13 protein-coding genes are annotated in these 17064 nt (G+C 40.9%); 4 read left to right on the top strand and 9 right to left on the bottom strand.

Annotated elements, in window-relative coordinates; translation table 11 throughout:
- Positions 1-22 precede the first annotated feature (22 nt).
- Complete coding sequence (locus tag IPJ09_02620) at positions 23-763, top strand: TIGR00730 family Rossman fold protein (protein ID MBK7370334.1); 741 nt, start codon at positions 23-25, stop codon at positions 761-763.
- Between the two features lie 372 nt (positions 764-1135).
- Here the strand turns inward: IPJ09_02620 and IPJ09_02625 are convergent, their stop codons facing one another.
- From IPJ09_02625 to IPJ09_02640, 4 genes are all read right to left on the bottom strand, one after another.
- A complete protein-coding gene (locus IPJ09_02625) occupies positions 1136-1816 on the bottom strand; it encodes an outer membrane beta-barrel protein (GenBank protein ID MBK7370335.1) in 681 nt (226 codons plus the stop codon).
- 143 nt (positions 1817-1959) lie between these two features.
- Positions 1960-2250 (bottom strand): hypothetical protein, encoded by a 291-nt coding sequence (locus IPJ09_02630; GenBank protein MBK7370336.1) that lies wholly within the window; start codon positions 2248-2250, stop codon positions 1960-1962.
- Between the two features lie 145 nt (positions 2251-2395).
- Entirely contained in the window at positions 2396-3589 is a 1194-nt protein-coding gene (locus IPJ09_02635) for a Gfo/Idh/MocA family oxidoreductase (protein ID MBK7370337.1), read from the bottom strand.
- Between the two features lie 108 nt (positions 3590-3697).
- Entirely contained in the window at positions 3698-4354 is a 657-nt protein-coding gene (locus tag IPJ09_02640) for a DUF1080 domain-containing protein (protein MBK7370338.1), read from the bottom strand.
- Between the two features lie 124 nt (positions 4355-4478).
- On the opposite strand from IPJ09_02640, the gene IPJ09_02645 reads away from it, so the two are divergent.
- On the top strand, positions 4479-5645 hold the full coding sequence (locus IPJ09_02645; protein ID MBK7370339.1) for an aminotransferase class I/II-fold pyridoxal phosphate-dependent enzyme: 1167 nt from the start codon (positions 4479-4481) through the stop codon (positions 5643-5645).
- Positions 5646-6078: 433 nt separating this feature from the next.
- On the opposite strand, the gene IPJ09_02650 is transcribed toward IPJ09_02645, so the two are convergent.
- The 5 genes from IPJ09_02650 to nhaD (IPJ09_02670) form a co-directional block, all read right to left on the bottom strand.
- Positions 6079-7686: a T9SS type A sorting domain-containing protein gene (locus tag IPJ09_02650; protein ID MBK7370340.1), complete on the bottom strand. Its 1608-nt coding sequence runs from the start codon at positions 7684-7686 to the stop codon at positions 6079-6081.
- 62 nt (positions 7687-7748) lie between these two features.
- Complete coding sequence (locus IPJ09_02655) at positions 7749-10556, bottom strand: carboxypeptidase-like regulatory domain-containing protein (protein ID MBK7370341.1); 2808 nt, start codon at positions 10554-10556, stop codon at positions 7749-7751.
- Between the two features lie 88 nt (positions 10557-10644).
- Complete coding sequence (locus IPJ09_02660) at positions 10645-11718, bottom strand: tetratricopeptide repeat protein (GenBank protein ID MBK7370342.1); 1074 nt, start codon at positions 11716-11718, stop codon at positions 10645-10647.
- Between the two features lie 53 nt (positions 11719-11771).
- Positions 11772-13076, bottom strand: coding sequence for a sodium:proton antiporter NhaD (nhaD, locus tag IPJ09_02665; GenBank protein ID MBK7370343.1), 1305 nt, complete (start codon positions 13074-13076; stop codon positions 11772-11774).
- A 135-nt stretch (positions 13077-13211) separates the two neighbouring features.
- Entirely contained in the window at positions 13212-14519 is a 1308-nt protein-coding gene (gene nhaD, locus IPJ09_02670) for a sodium:proton antiporter NhaD (GenBank protein MBK7370344.1), read from the bottom strand.
- Positions 14520-14615: 96 nt separating this feature from the next.
- On the opposite strand from nhaD (IPJ09_02670), the gene dusB reads away from it, so the two are divergent.
- Together dusB and IPJ09_02680 are read left to right on the top strand one after the other, a co-directional pair.
- Entirely contained in the window at positions 14616-15617 is a 1002-nt protein-coding gene (dusB, locus tag IPJ09_02675; protein MBK7370345.1) for a tRNA dihydrouridine synthase DusB, read from the top strand.
- A gap of 15 nt (positions 15618-15632) precedes the next feature.
- Entirely contained in the window at positions 15633-17057 is a 1425-nt protein-coding gene (locus IPJ09_02680; GenBank protein ID MBK7370346.1) for an HD domain-containing protein, read from the top strand.
- Positions 17058-17064 lie beyond the last annotated feature (7 nt).

Below are 17064 nucleotides of genomic sequence, written 5' to 3' on the forward strand. Positions count from 1 at the left end.
TTTATTCACCTATTTCAAAAGAATTATCTTGGAAAAAAAGACACGGATCATCCCCACCGGAGAATTTGTTTTTTTGGATGGACCTAAGCCGAGGACCTTTGAATTTATCTTTGCATTCAAAGTTTGGAAAGAGTTTATCAAAGGATTCCGGACACTTCATTTCATTGGCCCGGCGATAACTGTTTTTGGAGGGGCCAGGTTCAAACCCGGTGAGCATTATTATGAGAAAGCTGTTGAGGTTGGAAAAGCTATCGCTGAGCTTGGATTTGCCACTGTGACTGGAGGAGGACCTGGTATCATGGAAGCGGCCAATAAGGGAGCTTTTGAAAACGGCGGATTATCAATTGGCATCAATATACTTTTACCATTTGAGCAACATGGCAATCCTTATGTTCATAAAACGGTGACAATCAATTACTTTTTTGTCAGAAAAACTTTATTGCTTAAATATTCTTATGCTTTTATAGTGATGCCCGGAGGTTTTGGTACCATGGATGAGCTCTTTGAAACGATCACTTTGATGCAAACAGATATTGTTACAGACTTTCCTGTCGTATTGATAGGTAAACAATACTGGAACAAACTATTTGATTTTATGGAAGTAATGAACGAACACAAAACCATTTCACCAGAGGACAAATATCTTTTAAAAGTGACTGACTCCATCGATGAAGCTATGGATTACATCCAAAAGTATGTAGGGGACAATTATAAGGTTGAAAAAAGAAATAAACCTTTGTGGTGGTTATTTGAGAAGTCTTGATCAGATAATGTAGGGAACCTGATTTATCCCACTTTTAAACCAATTGGAGTAAACTCTAAATCACACCTAATGCCTTTACTAAATATGTTCCAAAGAAGGGAAGGGCAACCCAAAACCATTCTGGTTTGAATATCAGGAAGAGAACTATAGCTGTAAATGAAACCGCAGTATAGATCCACATGAGTTTGGTCGATTCGTTTTTTGCTTCAGACATGCTGGTGATTGTTTGAGCCGCAAATTTAGCAAATTGAGTGATAAATAGTAGATTTTTTCAATTATTGGTGAGATATGCTTATCCTCCACATTGTATAAAACAAAAAAGGTGCAGAAAACTTAGGCCTTCCACACCTTCTTTTTGGGATGCAATTGTCATTACAACATTATTTTATATCCAATATTTATGCCAAAACCATAATTTTTTAGTTTTAAATCCACCAAAGTATTATCTAAAACTCTGTTTAATCCCTGGCTATAACTGGCTTGAAACAAGATCGATCCGCTGCCAAACGATATGGCTGTGCCTACACCTAAGTTTGCTCCAAGCTCGAGCCTGTTGTACATGTTGTCATTCAGGTTCAAGTCGGTCTTATTAATATTGATATCCACTAAAAAATTAGCTTTGGTGCGAACATCACCACTTAGGGCATAACCCAGGGTCGGTCCTGCGAACGCATAGATTTTGGCAGGACCGGCATCGATGGTGTACTCTAAGTTTAATGGTGCTTCAATATATCTCATGGTGGTATTAGCCTGAATGCCGACATTAATTGGTAAATTGAAAAGATTCATAGCCATGTTTTCATCGAGGATAAATCCTTTTTCTTTATATTTTATTCCACTTGAAAAACCAAAGGAGCTTTCACCAAAAGATTGGTGGATCAATGCCTGGATTTCAAGACCAGGATGCATAGTCCTTTGGGGACGAAGTGCAGCATCCAATCCAGTCATGGATACATTGGACCAGGTAGGACCGAGTGATAGTTCAAGATTGGTCTGACCTAGCATAAAAGAGGTGGTCACCAGGAGTACGAAAAATGTAATAATCGGTTTCATAATTAAAGTGATTTGACATAATCACGAAACCATAGCGTTAAGCAGTGTTAAATAAGGGTTAGGGTTTCATTAATGTTTCAAAAAAAACCGCTTTAATTCCAGTCTGGAATTAAAGCGGTAGAAGTTTTTTGGAATCAATCTAACTAAGCTGCTTTCTTAAAAAGACCACCTATCAGGGAGCCAGCACCACCTCCAACTAAAGCAGTAAGTATAGAAGCTATATCGAGGCCACCGCCCCCCATAGCTGCACCGTCAGCAGCTCCACTGCCAAATAGTCCTAGGGCAGAAGTGATCATAGGCAGAATATTACCACCTACGGCACCAGACAACAAGTTGCCAATTAAGCCTAGACCATTTTTCTTGATCAGACTACCTAGCCAACCGCCACCAGCGCCAAATACAGCATTAAGTAAATAAGGAACAATTGAATCCATAACATTTAAGGTTTAAGATAAAAAAATAGATTTACGAAAACCAAAGTAGACAATTTTATTCTATGTACAAAACCTTTTGCTATAGAAGATTGTAGGCTGTCACCATGAGTTTATAAAATCTTATAATTCAAATTAAGCACACCACTTACTGTTGGTCTCTTTCGATAATCTTGCCAGTTTTCTTTACTTTCAGGATCAGTTTGTGCCGTCCATCATGAGTGACTTCTTCTTTGATAAAATAATGGTCATCATCATAATCGGTGTATCCAGATATTTTTTGCAGTCCGGATTGGCCTCTCCACTCCTTGAGATCGATCACCTCCCATTTACCACTTTTTGCTGAAGCATAACAAGCATCCAGGATAGCATTGACTATATACCCATCATAAAAAGTTTCTAAAGGTGCCCGATGGTGTTCTGCAGAATCAAACATGTCAGTAAACATATGATTGTAGCCCAATTCATTGACTTCATCACCTACCGGAAACAACCACCCTGCATTTGATTCAGCTTTTTCTGCAACATAATCTGCGCCTTTGCCTGATGTAAAAGCTTCGAACCCTGTACGCAAAAAACTGTTGACCCAAATAGTGCCTTCTGTGCCCATGACTTCATCTCTCAGGTCCATGCCTCCTCTAAAGGACCAACTGGTTTCAAATTGGCCTATGGCCCCATTTTCATATTCTATAAGAGCAATTGCGTGGTCTTCTGCCTCAATGGGTTTAGCTTGGGTGGCAGCCCAGCAAAAGGCCTTTACCGGTTTTATATCTTTACCAATATAATTTCGGGCGATTTCTACACAATGGCAGCCAAGGTCGAGCATACATCCGCCACCGGCTTGTTCTTTATCCCAAAACCAGTCACTATGGGGCCCGGGATGGGTCTCCCGTGATTTGGCCCAGAGTATTCTGCCCAAAGATCCGGCTTTGACCATTTCCAAAGCTTTCAAAAATTTAGGGGTATAACACAGGTCCTCCAGATAGCCTGCGAAAATACCGGATTGTTCCACAGCCTCCATCATCCGAAAAGCTTCTTCGCCGTTGCGGCCCAAAGGTTTAGTGCAAACGACATTTTTTTTATGTTTTGCACACAAAAGGACAGCCTCCTCATGTTTGTTATTGGGCAGCGCAATACAGATCATATTGACATCAGGGTGTTTGATGATGTCTTCCATATTGGTCGACCAGATAGAGCACCCATAATCTGTAGCAAATTTTTGAGCACTTTCCTCCCGTCTTGCATAGATGGCTACCACCTGATCTTTACTTCGTTGTCCATGGATGGCTTCTGCATAAAACCTGCCTATAAAGCCTGACCCCAGCATCCCTATTTTTTGCATAAAAAAAATTTGATTGAGTAATTAGTTTTATTAAGTCATAGTGCTCATGCCAGGATGAGATTTTTAATTTTCTGACATTCCCTCAAAGAATCTGTGGTTGCAGTTAATTTACAATTCTTTGATCGCAATATTTTTAAAATAAATTCTGTCTCCGTGCCCCTGAAGCGCAATTTTGCCTTTGTGATGAGCCATGGCATATGGCCATTTGGCAAATTTGCTTTTAACTACGCCTGCATCCCAGGTAGCATCGCCATAGGTATATTTGACTACTTTTTTTCCATTGATCGAATGGGTGATTTTGTTATTTTTTACTTTAATGGTCCCGTGGTTCCATTCACCTGCAGGATGAGACGCTATCATCTTTGGAGGGTTGATGTCATAATTAGCGCCTGATTTCTGGACATCTTTTAACTCCTCTGGATAAGCGATATCATCTATGATCTGGAATTCTGGTCCTGAGGCGTAAGTAGCAAAATGGGCTTCATCATTGACCTCGATGACTTTATAGATGACACCACTGTTGCCTTTTGGTTGCACTTTGAAATCGAAGTCAAGGACAAAATCTCCATACTCTTTGTCACTCACCAGATCACTGCCTTTGCCGTCAGTAGTGAGGGCTCCGTCTTCGATCGTCCAACTATCTACTATTGATTTTTTAAAATTATGCCACCCTTTTATAGCGGTTCCATCAAAAAGCATTGTTTTTTTCTGAGCTGATGACAGATGTGCGGAAACACATAATATAAAAATTAAGATTGACTTCATTGGTTGTAAATTTTCTGAAACTTACGAAAAAGTATTCGAAATAAAATTGGAGACAAACAAAATTGTAGTCACGCATTTGAAATAATTTATTAGTTTTAACTATCACTAATAAAAATCCATTCATATGAAACCCAATACCCAATCAAGACGACGATGGCTTAAAAACAGTGTAGGCCTACTGGCTGCTGGTACTATAATGCCAAACTTAAAAGCTGAGAAAGACATTTCCAGCTATGCCAATCAAATACATCCTTTGACTGGTCGCTGGATGATGGATGAGGTATTGAAGGATCCAATGATCAAAGTACGACTGACCTCCAATGAAAATCCATATGGGCCTTCCGATCGGGCTAAAATGGCTGTCATTGAAGGATTTAAAGATGCCAATTTGTATTCCAGGCACGTTGCAATAGCATTAAAGGATAAAATATCAACTTATGAAGGAGTACACACTGATCAAATATTTCTTTGTTCAGGCCTTTCGGAAGTACTTAATCTTCTTGGCTCATTGACTGGCTTGGAGCACGGTGATATGATATCTGCCCATCCGACTTTTGATCTGATGCCGGCACTTGCAGTCAAAGTTGGTGGGGAATGGAAGCAGATTCCCCTCAATGCACAGTATCAACATGATTTGCCAGCAATGGAAAAAGCAGTTACCTCCAAAACTAAATTAGTCTATATCTGTAATCCGGGCAACCCATGTCCTACTATCCTGGACCCTCAAATGCTTTCCTCTTTTTGTGATCGGGTAAGCAACAAAACACTGGTCTTCGTAGACGAAGCTTACAATGAATATGTGCCAAATGGAGCTCAACATTCTATGGTCAATAAGATCAAAGCCGGAAAAAATGTTATGATTGGCAGGACTATGTCCAAAGTGCATGGATTTGCAGGACTCAGGGTCGCCTATGTAATTGCGCCTGCTGGTGTTGTCAAAGATTTGGAAAAATATAGAACCTGGGAATACAGCCTCAATGCTCCCAGCATGCATGCAACCATAAAAACCATAGATGACGAAGCATTTAAGCAAGATTGTGTCCAGAAAAATAAAAATACTCGTGATATGACTGTTGCTGCACTTCAGTCTATGGGCTATTCGCCACTACCTTCTTACACCAATTTTATTATTTTTCCCATTAAAAAAGATGGTAAAGAATTTGTGCAGATGATGGCGGACAAAGGCATTGGGCTCAGATCCTGGGCTTTTAATGATCAACAGTGGTGTAGAGTGAGTATCGGTACGATGGAAGAGATGAAAATGTTTTTAGCCGCGATGAAGGAGGTTTGATGGCAATAGGCAATAGGCAATAGGCAGGCATCCCGAAGTCTCGGAAGGCAATAGGCAAGATGCAATAGGCGAATGAAATGGTTCCTAGTGCGGATGACGCCCTTTAGGGTTGGGGTAGTGCGGGGGAAGATATGATAAAATCAATAGACAGGCATCCCGAAGTCTCGGAAGGCAATAGGCAATAGACAATAGACAATAGACAATAGTGGGTCCCGAAATTGCGTCCCGAGACTTGGGGAGACTCCTTTCAGGGTAGGGGTTGTGCAGATTAAAATGAAAAGTTAGAGAATTGCCAGTAAGTGAAAGCACATGGTACGAAGGCAGGTGGAGTTTAGGCAGCCAACATAAAGAGATTTAGCCAAACAGGCAATTATCAAAAAGCCCAACAGTACTCATACTATTGGGCTTTGTTTTTTGATTTCGTTTTTTCAGACTACTGAATGAGAATGGATTTTGTGATTACACCTTTGTCAAAACCGACTTGGAGATAATAGACTCCCTGGGGAAGTGCATTTCGCTCCAGGGTATAATGATTGCTATTGATCTGTTTGACTTCTCTGACTGCCCTGCCATTGATATCATAGATGGTAAGTCTCTTCATTTTATAGTCAGGGTTGGTTTGCAGTTCTGACTGATGAGTCATTGGATTCGGCATCATCTGGAAGCCAACTTCTTGTGCTTTTAACAGATCTGGCGTGCTTACGAAAGTACCTAAATCTAAGACAGCAAAAGCCCGCGGAGCAAAGTATCCGATAATAGTATCAATATATCTTCGCGCTTTGGTAGCAGACATATCCGGGTTAGTGAGTAAACCATTTGCATTATTAGCAGGTGCGATTTGCTTCATCACGGTAGTATCCCACCATGCCCATGGGTCAGAATCAAATGGATTAGCAGGATTACCATTTATAGGATAAAGTCCTTCTATACCATCATTCTTTTTGTTGGCATTCTGTGTATAGATATCAGCCAATTTAAGATCACGCATTTTTTTATTCAAGCCTAGTTTGTCTGCTTTTTGAATAGTAAGGTAGGTTCCTTGAACAACCACCACCGGTAGAGGGGCACTGGCTCCCTGAGGTACATTGACTATACCTTCTTTATATGGTGCAAAGGGGTCTCGGGGTTCTTGAAAACCAATCATGGGTAAATCTGTTTCATCAATCCACTGGGAATCAGCCAAAGCCCCACCCATGTTTACACACAACTGGAAGTCAGAACTATAGCCAACGTGGTTAGGTAGAGACAAAGTATCTCCACTGACAGGATGCCGGCCAAGGCTGGTGCCATAGATATCTCCATGAATAGACTGAATTACATAGGGATCAGGTTGACCATCTCCATTGATATCCGGACCAATAAATTTATTGTTTGATTTAAGCACAATATCTAAATAATTGTCCATGGTGGCTGCGGCCATACTCACGTAACCTCCCGTACCTTGTCCCCAGGCTACAATTTTTGAAGTGTCGACCCCAAAAGGGTTGTTTTGTAATTTAGCAGTTAACTTAAAGAATCGAATAGCAGTACGAAGGTCTTGAACACCACGATATGCTGCATTAATCAATGTATTTACCCGTTCAGTCTGAGTAGAAGCGATAGGGTTCCAACCACCACGATAATCAATGGCTGCTACTACGTAGCCCATTTTAGTAAGACGAGTGCAAATCTCCACTAAAGGTGAATCACTTGGAAATCCCATACCTAACTGGGCTATGCTTGCTGCTGGGTCACCAGCGGGTGGTGGGGTAGTCCTTCCAGAGGTCCCTTGATTTACAGGAAAGGGTAAAAAATTGCCGGTATGTATATAGATTATCAATGGTCTGTTCCTTACAGTGTCTCCCTTAGGGGTATAAATACTTACTGGTAATGGTACTTTCAGGAAAGAAGGGGAGGCGAGAACAGTAATGTTTTGACCGTAATAGGTATTGGTCACATTGACAGAGTCAAATATCTGGTGTATGTATCTTACTTTTTGACCCAATAGCGATGTGATGCTTATAGCCAAAAACAAAAGAGATAAGAAGGATAATTTTTTCATATTGGATAATTATTTAGACGACTACGACGCGTTAAAAATAGCAAAATTTTAATTTTTGCCAGTTAATTTTTTTTCAACTCATAAGTTAATGACATATAAGCAAGTCGGCCGATTTTAGGGCCTCCATAGGCTTGAAACTGTTTGTTATTCAATAAATTAGAAGCACCTATCTTAATAGTTGTATTCAAGGGTCTTACCTTCCAGTTGATCTGACCATCTAATAAATCATAAGACGGAATGAATCCTGTAAATTGGGGAGAGCCTTCAAAAGTAAATGCCTGTATCCATTTATAATTGATGTTGAATCCAAAATCATTCAATCTCATGCCTCCCATTTTTAGTGGGATGTCCCTGCCGCTGAACCCAATATTGAACTTATTTTCCGGGGTATTAAATGCAGGAATGATGGGATCATCCACAAATTCTTTATTCAATTTATTCCAGGAGTAATTTCCTTGGATCTGATAATATTTGGAGAAGTAATAACTCAAGCCAGCAGAAGCTCCTTGGGTAGTGACCTGGTTAATGGAATTGGCTGCGTAACGATAAGCCTGAATCTGTCGGGGAAAGCCTGAGATAGGATCGAAAGTACCGGTAGCCCCAATATTATAGCCGAGGAAATCATTGTAAATGCTAAAGTAATAACCTAAGTCGGCATACAGACTATTCAGCAGGGTAGTTCGGTAACCAACCTCAAAAGTTTTTACTTTTTCCGGCCGTATCGGATCTATATCAAAATATTTAAGCTTTCGGGTATCGAGGGTATTGACATAATCAAGGAGTGATTCAATAGTTATCAAATTTTTTGCCCCATTCAAATTGCCTGCCAATATAGCTCTGCCGACATTGAGGTATAAATATTGATCAGAAAGCGTCGGATTGCGAATAGCGCTTGAAAATGAAAGCCTTAAATAATTTGATGCCTTTGGTTTAAAAACAATTGAAGCTGCAGGGCTAAATAAAAATCCAAAATTTTCATTTTTGTCTACCCTGGCTGTTCCAGAAAAAGTCCATTTGTCATCCACCGTCTTTTTTTCTATTCCCGAATAGACGCCAAATTCCATATTGCTGATTTTTATGCCTGCTGTATCGTAAAAAATAGTACCCTTGCTTCGTGGAGTATAAACTCGCATATTGCCCCCCAGAGTCCAGGCATCTAAAAACGAAGGTTTGAATTTGTACTCACCTTGTACATGGTATAAGGATGATTTGTCATAAAATCTGGTTCCACCCTCCGTGTTATAAGAGGACCTTATTTTTTCAAATTCCTGATCGAACCGATCTGTACCTGGCTCAAAAAATGCGCCGCTTTGCACTATAGCGTTGCCAAGATTAGACAGCTGGGCAGTCATGGCATGAGCTTCGCTTAGAAATTCCTGGTTGTCATTTATCCATTTGGTAGCAGCAGCCTGATCAAATGAAAATGAGACTGAGCCATCAGGATTGATCACTGGTTTTAATTTTGGATAGCCCTTTTCATATATTTTAGGTTCGATGAAACGCTGCCAATTATTGACATAATCTGAAGACCAATCTCTATTTGTTTTAGCATTGGATTGCAATTGAAGTGCCGCAAAATATGGATCGTAGGATTTGCCTGCATCGTCCTGGGTCATATATGCTCTAACAAAGTATTTGTCGGTTTTTTTGATCTCAGCTCTGGCTTGAAAAAACAATATGTCTCTCAGTGAAAATCGGTTATCTCCCTGATAGACGGTGGTGCCATTCCCGAAATTTCCTGCCAGTATAAGTTCAGGGGATTGGTCTTTTTGACTGGGTTTCGTACGAAAATGCAAGGCAGCATTGGCCTTTATGTTGCGGGTATTGTAGTCAACCAGGTCTATTTCTTTGTAGCCGGTTCTGTGCCAAACACCAATTCCGGGGAACAACCAGGGTGGTGAAGAGGTAAGGTCATTTCCTGTCTGGTATTCATCACCATATATATTGATGGCATCGTAACCTCCAGGGTTGGTAGCAGCCGATACGGTGCCTGTTACAGCTTCATAGTTATCAGCTACCCAATCGTCAGCTCGCAAATAAGAGAAGTTGACCTTATATCCAAAACTTTCCAAGCCAGCTTTATTTTTTGTGGTACCTGCATATCTTAATGCTGTTTCAAAAAGGTTACGCTCCCCATATTTGGCGCTGACACTGAGTCCTTTTTGATAAAAGGGATTTTTGGTTTCCATGCTGATGACTCCATTGAACGCATTGGGTCCATAAAATGAACTGCTGGCACCTTGCACCAGATCGACTTTCAGTACATCAAGTTCTGAAGAGCCTAGAAAATTTCCCAAAGAAAAATTAAGTCCGGGGGCCTGATTATCTACTCCGTCAATGATCTGCAGCGATCTCACCGGACTGGTACTATTAAATCCCCTGGTGTTGATCACTTTGAACCCTAGAGATGCTGCGGTCAGATCTACTCCTTTTAAAGTGCCAAGCCCATCATAAAAATTATCACTTGCTGCTTGTTTGATTCCCAATACATCCAGCGATTCTACTGTGAGAGGACTAGCTTTTTGTTTGTCGGAGACACGCTGACCTTTGATTTGAGTCTCCATTAAGGTTATGGCTTCAGACTCGAGTTTAATATTAAGGTTGCCACTTGCACTATTGACTTCCACATCCTTGGTGAGATATCCCAGGTAGGAAATAGTCAGGGTAGTGGGCAAAGCGGGTACTTTAAGCTCAAATGCACCATCAAAATCCGTCACCGTTCCGACAGAAGTACCTTTAATGATAATATTGGCACCAATCAATGTCTCGCCAGTGACATCATCCAGGATCTTTCCCTTTATGGTTTGGGCAAATGATAAAGTGCTGAAAATGATGCAAATAAATAATATATATGTGAATTTACTGTTCATCAAAAAACAATTTAGAAATAACAAGGTAATCAGTTTTTTGAAAAGCATCCAGCCAATAATTATTCTGATAAATTGGTTAGCAAACAACTCAGGGGTTGGTCTTCATACTTTGGTGCATTTGATTTTGGATCTCCTCCTGATCTATAATTCTACGCTCTAAGATTCTAATGTAGGATTTGGCTTTTTTCTCATTAAATTGAGTATATGCATCCCTGGCAAGTTGAAGGGCTAGATTTAGCTGACCATTTACTTCAGCGGCTACAGCCAGATTATAGGTAGCTTTTCCAGCCGAGGAGGACCTACCCTCTGCGATTTTTTCCCAAATAGTTTCTGCTTTAAGCCATTCACCTGCATCAGCATATCGTGCAGCCTGGGCAAATTTTTCTTTGTTATTATCCTTAACTGTTTTAAAATAACTTCTGGCCAAGGTAATCCATACAGGAGCAATCCTTTTTCCATATTTAGTGCCCATAGTAGCGGCCAGGTTGCGAATGATTTCGTAGGATTTTTGAAGATTAGAGATAGCCAGAGCTTGCGATGGAGCACCGGAGCTGCTTATTTCGATTTCGTCAGTATCCTTAAATTCATCAATGATCTGCCTATTTTTAGGATCATAAAATCTCCAGCCCAGGTTGATTTTACCTTTTCTTTTGCCTTCATATACTATTTTAGAAATCTCCTTGCCATCTTTGTCTTTTTCTTTAACTATACGGGAGGTGGTTGTCGATTGAATGTCCGAGTCAAACATTTCTATAGCTACTACAGCATCACCATTGTATTTGGCGAGGATAGTCTCAATTTCGTACCAAGGAAGTGGAGGCATAAAGGATCTACCACCGCTGCTGCCTTCCAGTTCTATGCCTGATAGAGAGGTTTGAAATCTGGGCGTGTTAGCCAGAATATCCTTCAAACCGTTCATGGCCTTGGTTCTTCCCTCCTTATCCTGTTGATAATCTTCTCCTGTGAGCAAGCTTTCGATATTGCTGAGAAATCCATTGGAAGGCTTACTCCGATCTATCAGGACGATCTTTTGAATATGTTCAGGTATTATTAGTTGTGCGGGTTGTAGCACTTGTATCCTGGCTGCCGGTTTACACGAGGCCAGGATGGCTAATGAAATTAAAATCGAATAACCAGGATGAAGATTATTAAAGAAGTTCATGACCTAAAAATTCTGACCACAATATAAGTCAGATTCTACATAAGAATGGCAAATCAATGCAGAATAAGATGTAATATATACACAGCTGCACACCCAATGAAAAATCCTATCGCAGCTAACCAACTGATCTTTTTAAAATACCATATGAAGTCTATTTTCTCCATACCCATGGCAGCGACTCCGGCTGCCGAGCCAATAATAAGCATGCTTCCACCTGTACCCGCAGCAAAAGCGATAAAATGCCACATTTTAGCATCCATAGGAAGATCATACATCCCAATAGTCGCTGCAACTAAAGGAACATTGTCAATTATCGCTGACATGACACCAATAGAAGTGGCGACGATATCTGGGCTAGGGAAGAAATGATCCATTTTAACAGCCATAGATTGCAAAATGCCAAGTGTATCCAGAGCGTCAATCGCCATCAGGATCCCTAGAAAAAACAAAATACTGGACAATTCGATTCTCGACAGAGCATGCTTGACAGAATATTGATGTCGTCTATCTTCAGTAAAATCTTCCTCAGGATGTATGTATTCTGAGATCAACCAAACAATGGCCAGGCCAAGCATCATGCCCATCCATGGTGGCAGATGAGTAATAGTCTTGAAAATGGGTACAAAAATCAACGCACCAATACCTGCCATGAGCATGGTTTTACTACTGAGAAGTTTTTCTCTTCGTTTGGCCTTTTCACTCGCATCATGAAAGCTGGTGATCTCACCTTGAAAAACAGGTAAAAAGCTTGCAATCAGCAAGGGTATGGCTAGACAGATAAGAGAAGGTATGGCGAGATTTTCCATGAGAAAATAAGTACTTACTTTCCCAGCTATCCAAAGCATCGTCGTCGTGACATCCCCAATTGGCGTCCATGCACCACCGGCGTTGGCGGCAATAACGACAAAAGAGACATACCACATTCGCTCCTCCCTTGAGTGTATCAATTTTCGGAGCAGGGAAATAAAAACAATCGTCGTGGTCAGATTGTCTAACACAGAAGACATAAAAAATGCCAACCAGGCTATAATCCATAAAAGTCTGATCTTATTATGGGTATGAATCCGATTAGTGATGACTGAAAATCCTTTATGCAGGTCCACTAATTCTACAATGGTCATGGCACCGATAAGAAAGATTAAGATCTCAGCTATTTTTCCTAAATGATGGAGTACCAGTTCGTTAATCTCATGTGGCCCCCCTGCTATTTCTGGAAGTAAGGGCTTTCCAACGGCGATTAAAGTCCAGCAAAACATTCCCATCAACAGAGATGGAATCGTTTTATCCATACGCAAAGGATGTTCGAAGACTATCATGATATAGCCGATTACGAAGCATGCAATAATGACAGAAACCATAATAACTTTACAAGCAATGAACCTACAAACTAAATGCGAATATTAAGTAGAACTCTCAAAGTATTTTTAAAAAATTTATTTATAGGGTCAAAACCAGCTTGGGTTTCCTTTACAAACCTCAAAATTTGCGTGGCGTCAAGGAAAAATCAACATGATAAAATACATAATGAGCGCACCCCCGAAATACCCAATGGCCGCAAGCCAGCTTATCTTTTTAAAATACCAGATAAAATCGATTTTTTCCATGCCCATCGCTGCCACTCCAGCGGCCGAACCGATGATCAGCATGCTACCCCCCGTGCCGGCAGAATAAGCAATAAGATGCCACATTTTTGCATCCATAGGTAAGTCATACATGCCAATGGTGGCAGCCACTAATGGCACGTTGTCTATGATTGCCGACAGGATGCCTATTATAGAAGCAACAATATCCTGGCTGGGCAACAACTGATCCATTTTAACGGCCAGATTTTTTAAATAACCCAAAGAGTCCAGTGCGTCTATCGCCATCAGTATGCCAAGGAAAAAAAGTATACTTGACAACTCGATTCTGGATAATGCATGCTTGACAGAGTAATGATGCCTACGATCTTCAGCAAAATCCTCCTCAGGATGAATGTATTCAGAAACCAACCAGACAATGGAGAGGCCTATCATCATTCCCATCCAAGGAGGCAGGTGGGTCATAGTTTTAAATATTGGTACGAATACCAATGCACTGATTCCAAAGATGAGCATTGTCTTGCTGCTGAGTAATTTCTCTTTGCTTTTCTCTTTGGCAGTTGCGTCATGGAAGCTGGCTATCTCCCCTTGAAAGGCAGGCAAAAAACTGGATACAACTAAAGGTATAAGCAAACAAAATATCGATGGAATCGCTAAATGATCAATCAAACTCAGCGTGCTTACTTTTCCAGCAATCCAGAGCATGGTCGTCGTCACATCGCCAATAGGCGTCCAGGCTCCTCCAGCATTGGCGGCTATGACTACAAAGGATATATACCATAATCTTTCATCACGTTTGTGAATAAGCTTACGCAGTAAGGACACAAATACGATGGTAGTAGTCAAATTGTCCAGAATGGCCGACATGAAAAAAGCCAACCAGCTGACAATCCACAACAACTTTCTTTTATCACGAGTATGAATCCGGTTGGTAATGACTGAAAATCCTTTGTGGAGATCCACCAGCTCGACAATAGTCATAGCACCTATCAGAAATATAAGTATTTCCGCGATCTTGCCAAGATGATGCAGGATGACATCATTGACACCGTGTTCGCCTACCTCGGCTTCGCCTGCCAAATGCAATTGTCCAATAGCTATTATGGCCCAGCACAACATACCCATCAAAAGAGCAGGAATGGTTTTGTCCATTCGAAGAGGGTGCTCGAATACAATCAATAAATAGCCGACTATAAAACAAATGATTACTAATGGAGCCATATCTTCATTTTCAATTGATAAAAATTCCACCAATATAAATTGAAAAATTTGAATTCTATAATAAGCCGTTGATGGATGTATCTTTGCATCAGGCTTATGATCAAAATAGCAGACATAGAATTAGGAGATTTCCCCATTTTATTAGCCCCGATGGAGGATGTGAGTGATCCACCCTTCAGGGCTTTGTGTAAAGTGCAGGGGTGTGATTTGTTGTATACTGAATTTATTTCAGTAGAAGGATTGATCAGGGATGCAACCAAGAGTATTCAAAAATTAGATATTTATCCTGAAGAACGACCGATCGGCATCCAAATATTTGGCGGAGAGATCGATTCCATGATGAAGGCTCTACCTTATGTGGAAGAGGCTCAACCGGAGATATTGGATATCAATTATGGTTGTCCAGTGCATAATGTAGTATGCAAAGATGCCGGAGCAGGTATACTAAAAGATATACCCAAAATGATTGCCCTGACCAAAGCAATCGTAGATAACACCCATCTTCCGGTGACTGTCAAAACCAGGCTGGGGTGGGATCATCAAAGCATTAAAATTCATGAGGTAGTACAAAGGCTGCAGGATGTCGGCATCAAAGCTATCAGTATTCATGCTCGTACACGTGCTCAAATGTACAAAGGAGAGGCAGATTGGTCTTATATAGCAAAAATCAAAAATGATCCGGGTATTCATATTCCGGTGTTTGGCAATGGTGACATAGATTCTCCCCAAAAAGCTAAAGAGTATAAAGAAAGGTATGGGCCGGACGGTATCATGATTGGTAGAGCCAGCATAGGTAATCCCTGGGTTTTTAGAGAAATCAAACACTTTCTGGCGACTGGAGAGTTATTGCCTCCGCCTGATTTGGCGGAGAGAATAAGAGTTGTGAAAGCCCATCTCGATTTTTCAGTTCGATGGAAAGGCCCCAAATTGGGTGTATTGGAGATGAGGAGGCACTATAAAAACTATTTTAGGGGCATAGAAGATATCAGACCTGTTAGAGAAAGGCTCGTCCTGGAGCCTGAAGCAAGTGGAATTCTTGCTATTCTTCAGGAATTGGCAGAAACTAAATATTTTCAACCTGACCTAGCATTGGCATAGAACTGAAATACTGAAGTGATATTTAAGCTGACTACATATGAGAAAAAGATATTTGAAGTTATCAAACAAGCCGCTGAAGGGCTTGGGGTCAAATCCTATGTAGTCGGTGGATTTGTACGGGATAAACTATTAGGCAGATCTTCGCCGGATATAGATATTGTAGTGGTTGGTGATGGGATCAAACTCGCTCAGGAGGTAGCTGGCAAGCTATATCCTATACCACGCATTAGTGTATTCCAACGTTTTGGTACTGCGCAGATTATCTATGGCGATCTCAATCTGGAGTTTGTAGGTGCAAGAAAAGAATCCTATCGTGAAGATTCCCGAAAACCGATGATAGAAGATGGCAGTCTTGAAGATGATCTTCGTCGCAGAGATTTTACTATTAACGCCATGGCTGTGAGTTTGCACGACGAGGACTTTGGACAGTTGATAGATCTTTTTGATGGCATGAAACACCTGGAGCATAAGTGCATAAAGACACCTCTCGAGCCAGAAAGAACCTTCTCTGATGATCCACTCCGTATGCTCAGGGCTATCCGGTTTGCGAACCAACTTGAATATACCATTGAAGAACGTACTTTTGAAGGCATTAGACAAAGCGCCAACAGGATATCCATCATTTCAATGGAAAGGATCTCTGGTGAATTGGAGAAGATTATGTTATGTGATCAGCCTTCAATAGGATTCAAACTCCTTCATAAAGCCACTTTACTTAAATATATCCTGCCGGAATTGACCGCTTTGGAAGGGGTGGAATTTATCGATGGTAAAGGGCACAAAGACAATTTTTTCCATACCCTGATGGTGGTGGACAATGTCTGCGAAACATCCAAAAATATTTGGCTTCGATGGGCTGCGTTATTTCATGATATTGGCAAGCCTGCTACCAAAAGATTTAATGGCAAACAAGGTTGGACATTTCACGGTCATGATTTACTTGGGGCCAGTATGCTGCCCCGGATATTCAAGCGACTCCGACTTCCTACAGACCATCGGATGAAATATGTCCAGAATCTGGTCCGTCTGCATCTAAGACCAATCAGCCTGACCAAAGAGGAAATCACGGATAGCGCCATTAGAAGAGTACTATTTGAAGCAGGTGAGGATATAGATGATCTGATGATCTTATGTGAAGCTGACATCACCAGCAAAAGGGCAGATAAAGTAAAAAACATACTGGAAAATTATCAACTGGTCAGATCTAAAATGGTGGAGATCGAAGAGAAGGACAGGCTCCGCAACTGGCAACCTCCCATAGGGGGCGAGGAGATCATGGCAACGTTTGGATTGAAACCATCGTTTCAGGTAGGCGTCATTAAAACTGCCATCCGTGAAGCGATTTTAGATGGCAAGATCGAAAATGAATATGAGCAGGCTAAACAGTTCATGATTGCAGAAGCGGAAAAAATGGGAATCTTTCCAATTAATACAAATTGATAAAATA

It is taken from the genome of Saprospiraceae bacterium (assembly GCA_016709995.1).
GTDB lineage: Bacteria > Bacteroidota > Bacteroidia > Chitinophagales > Saprospiraceae > JADJLQ01.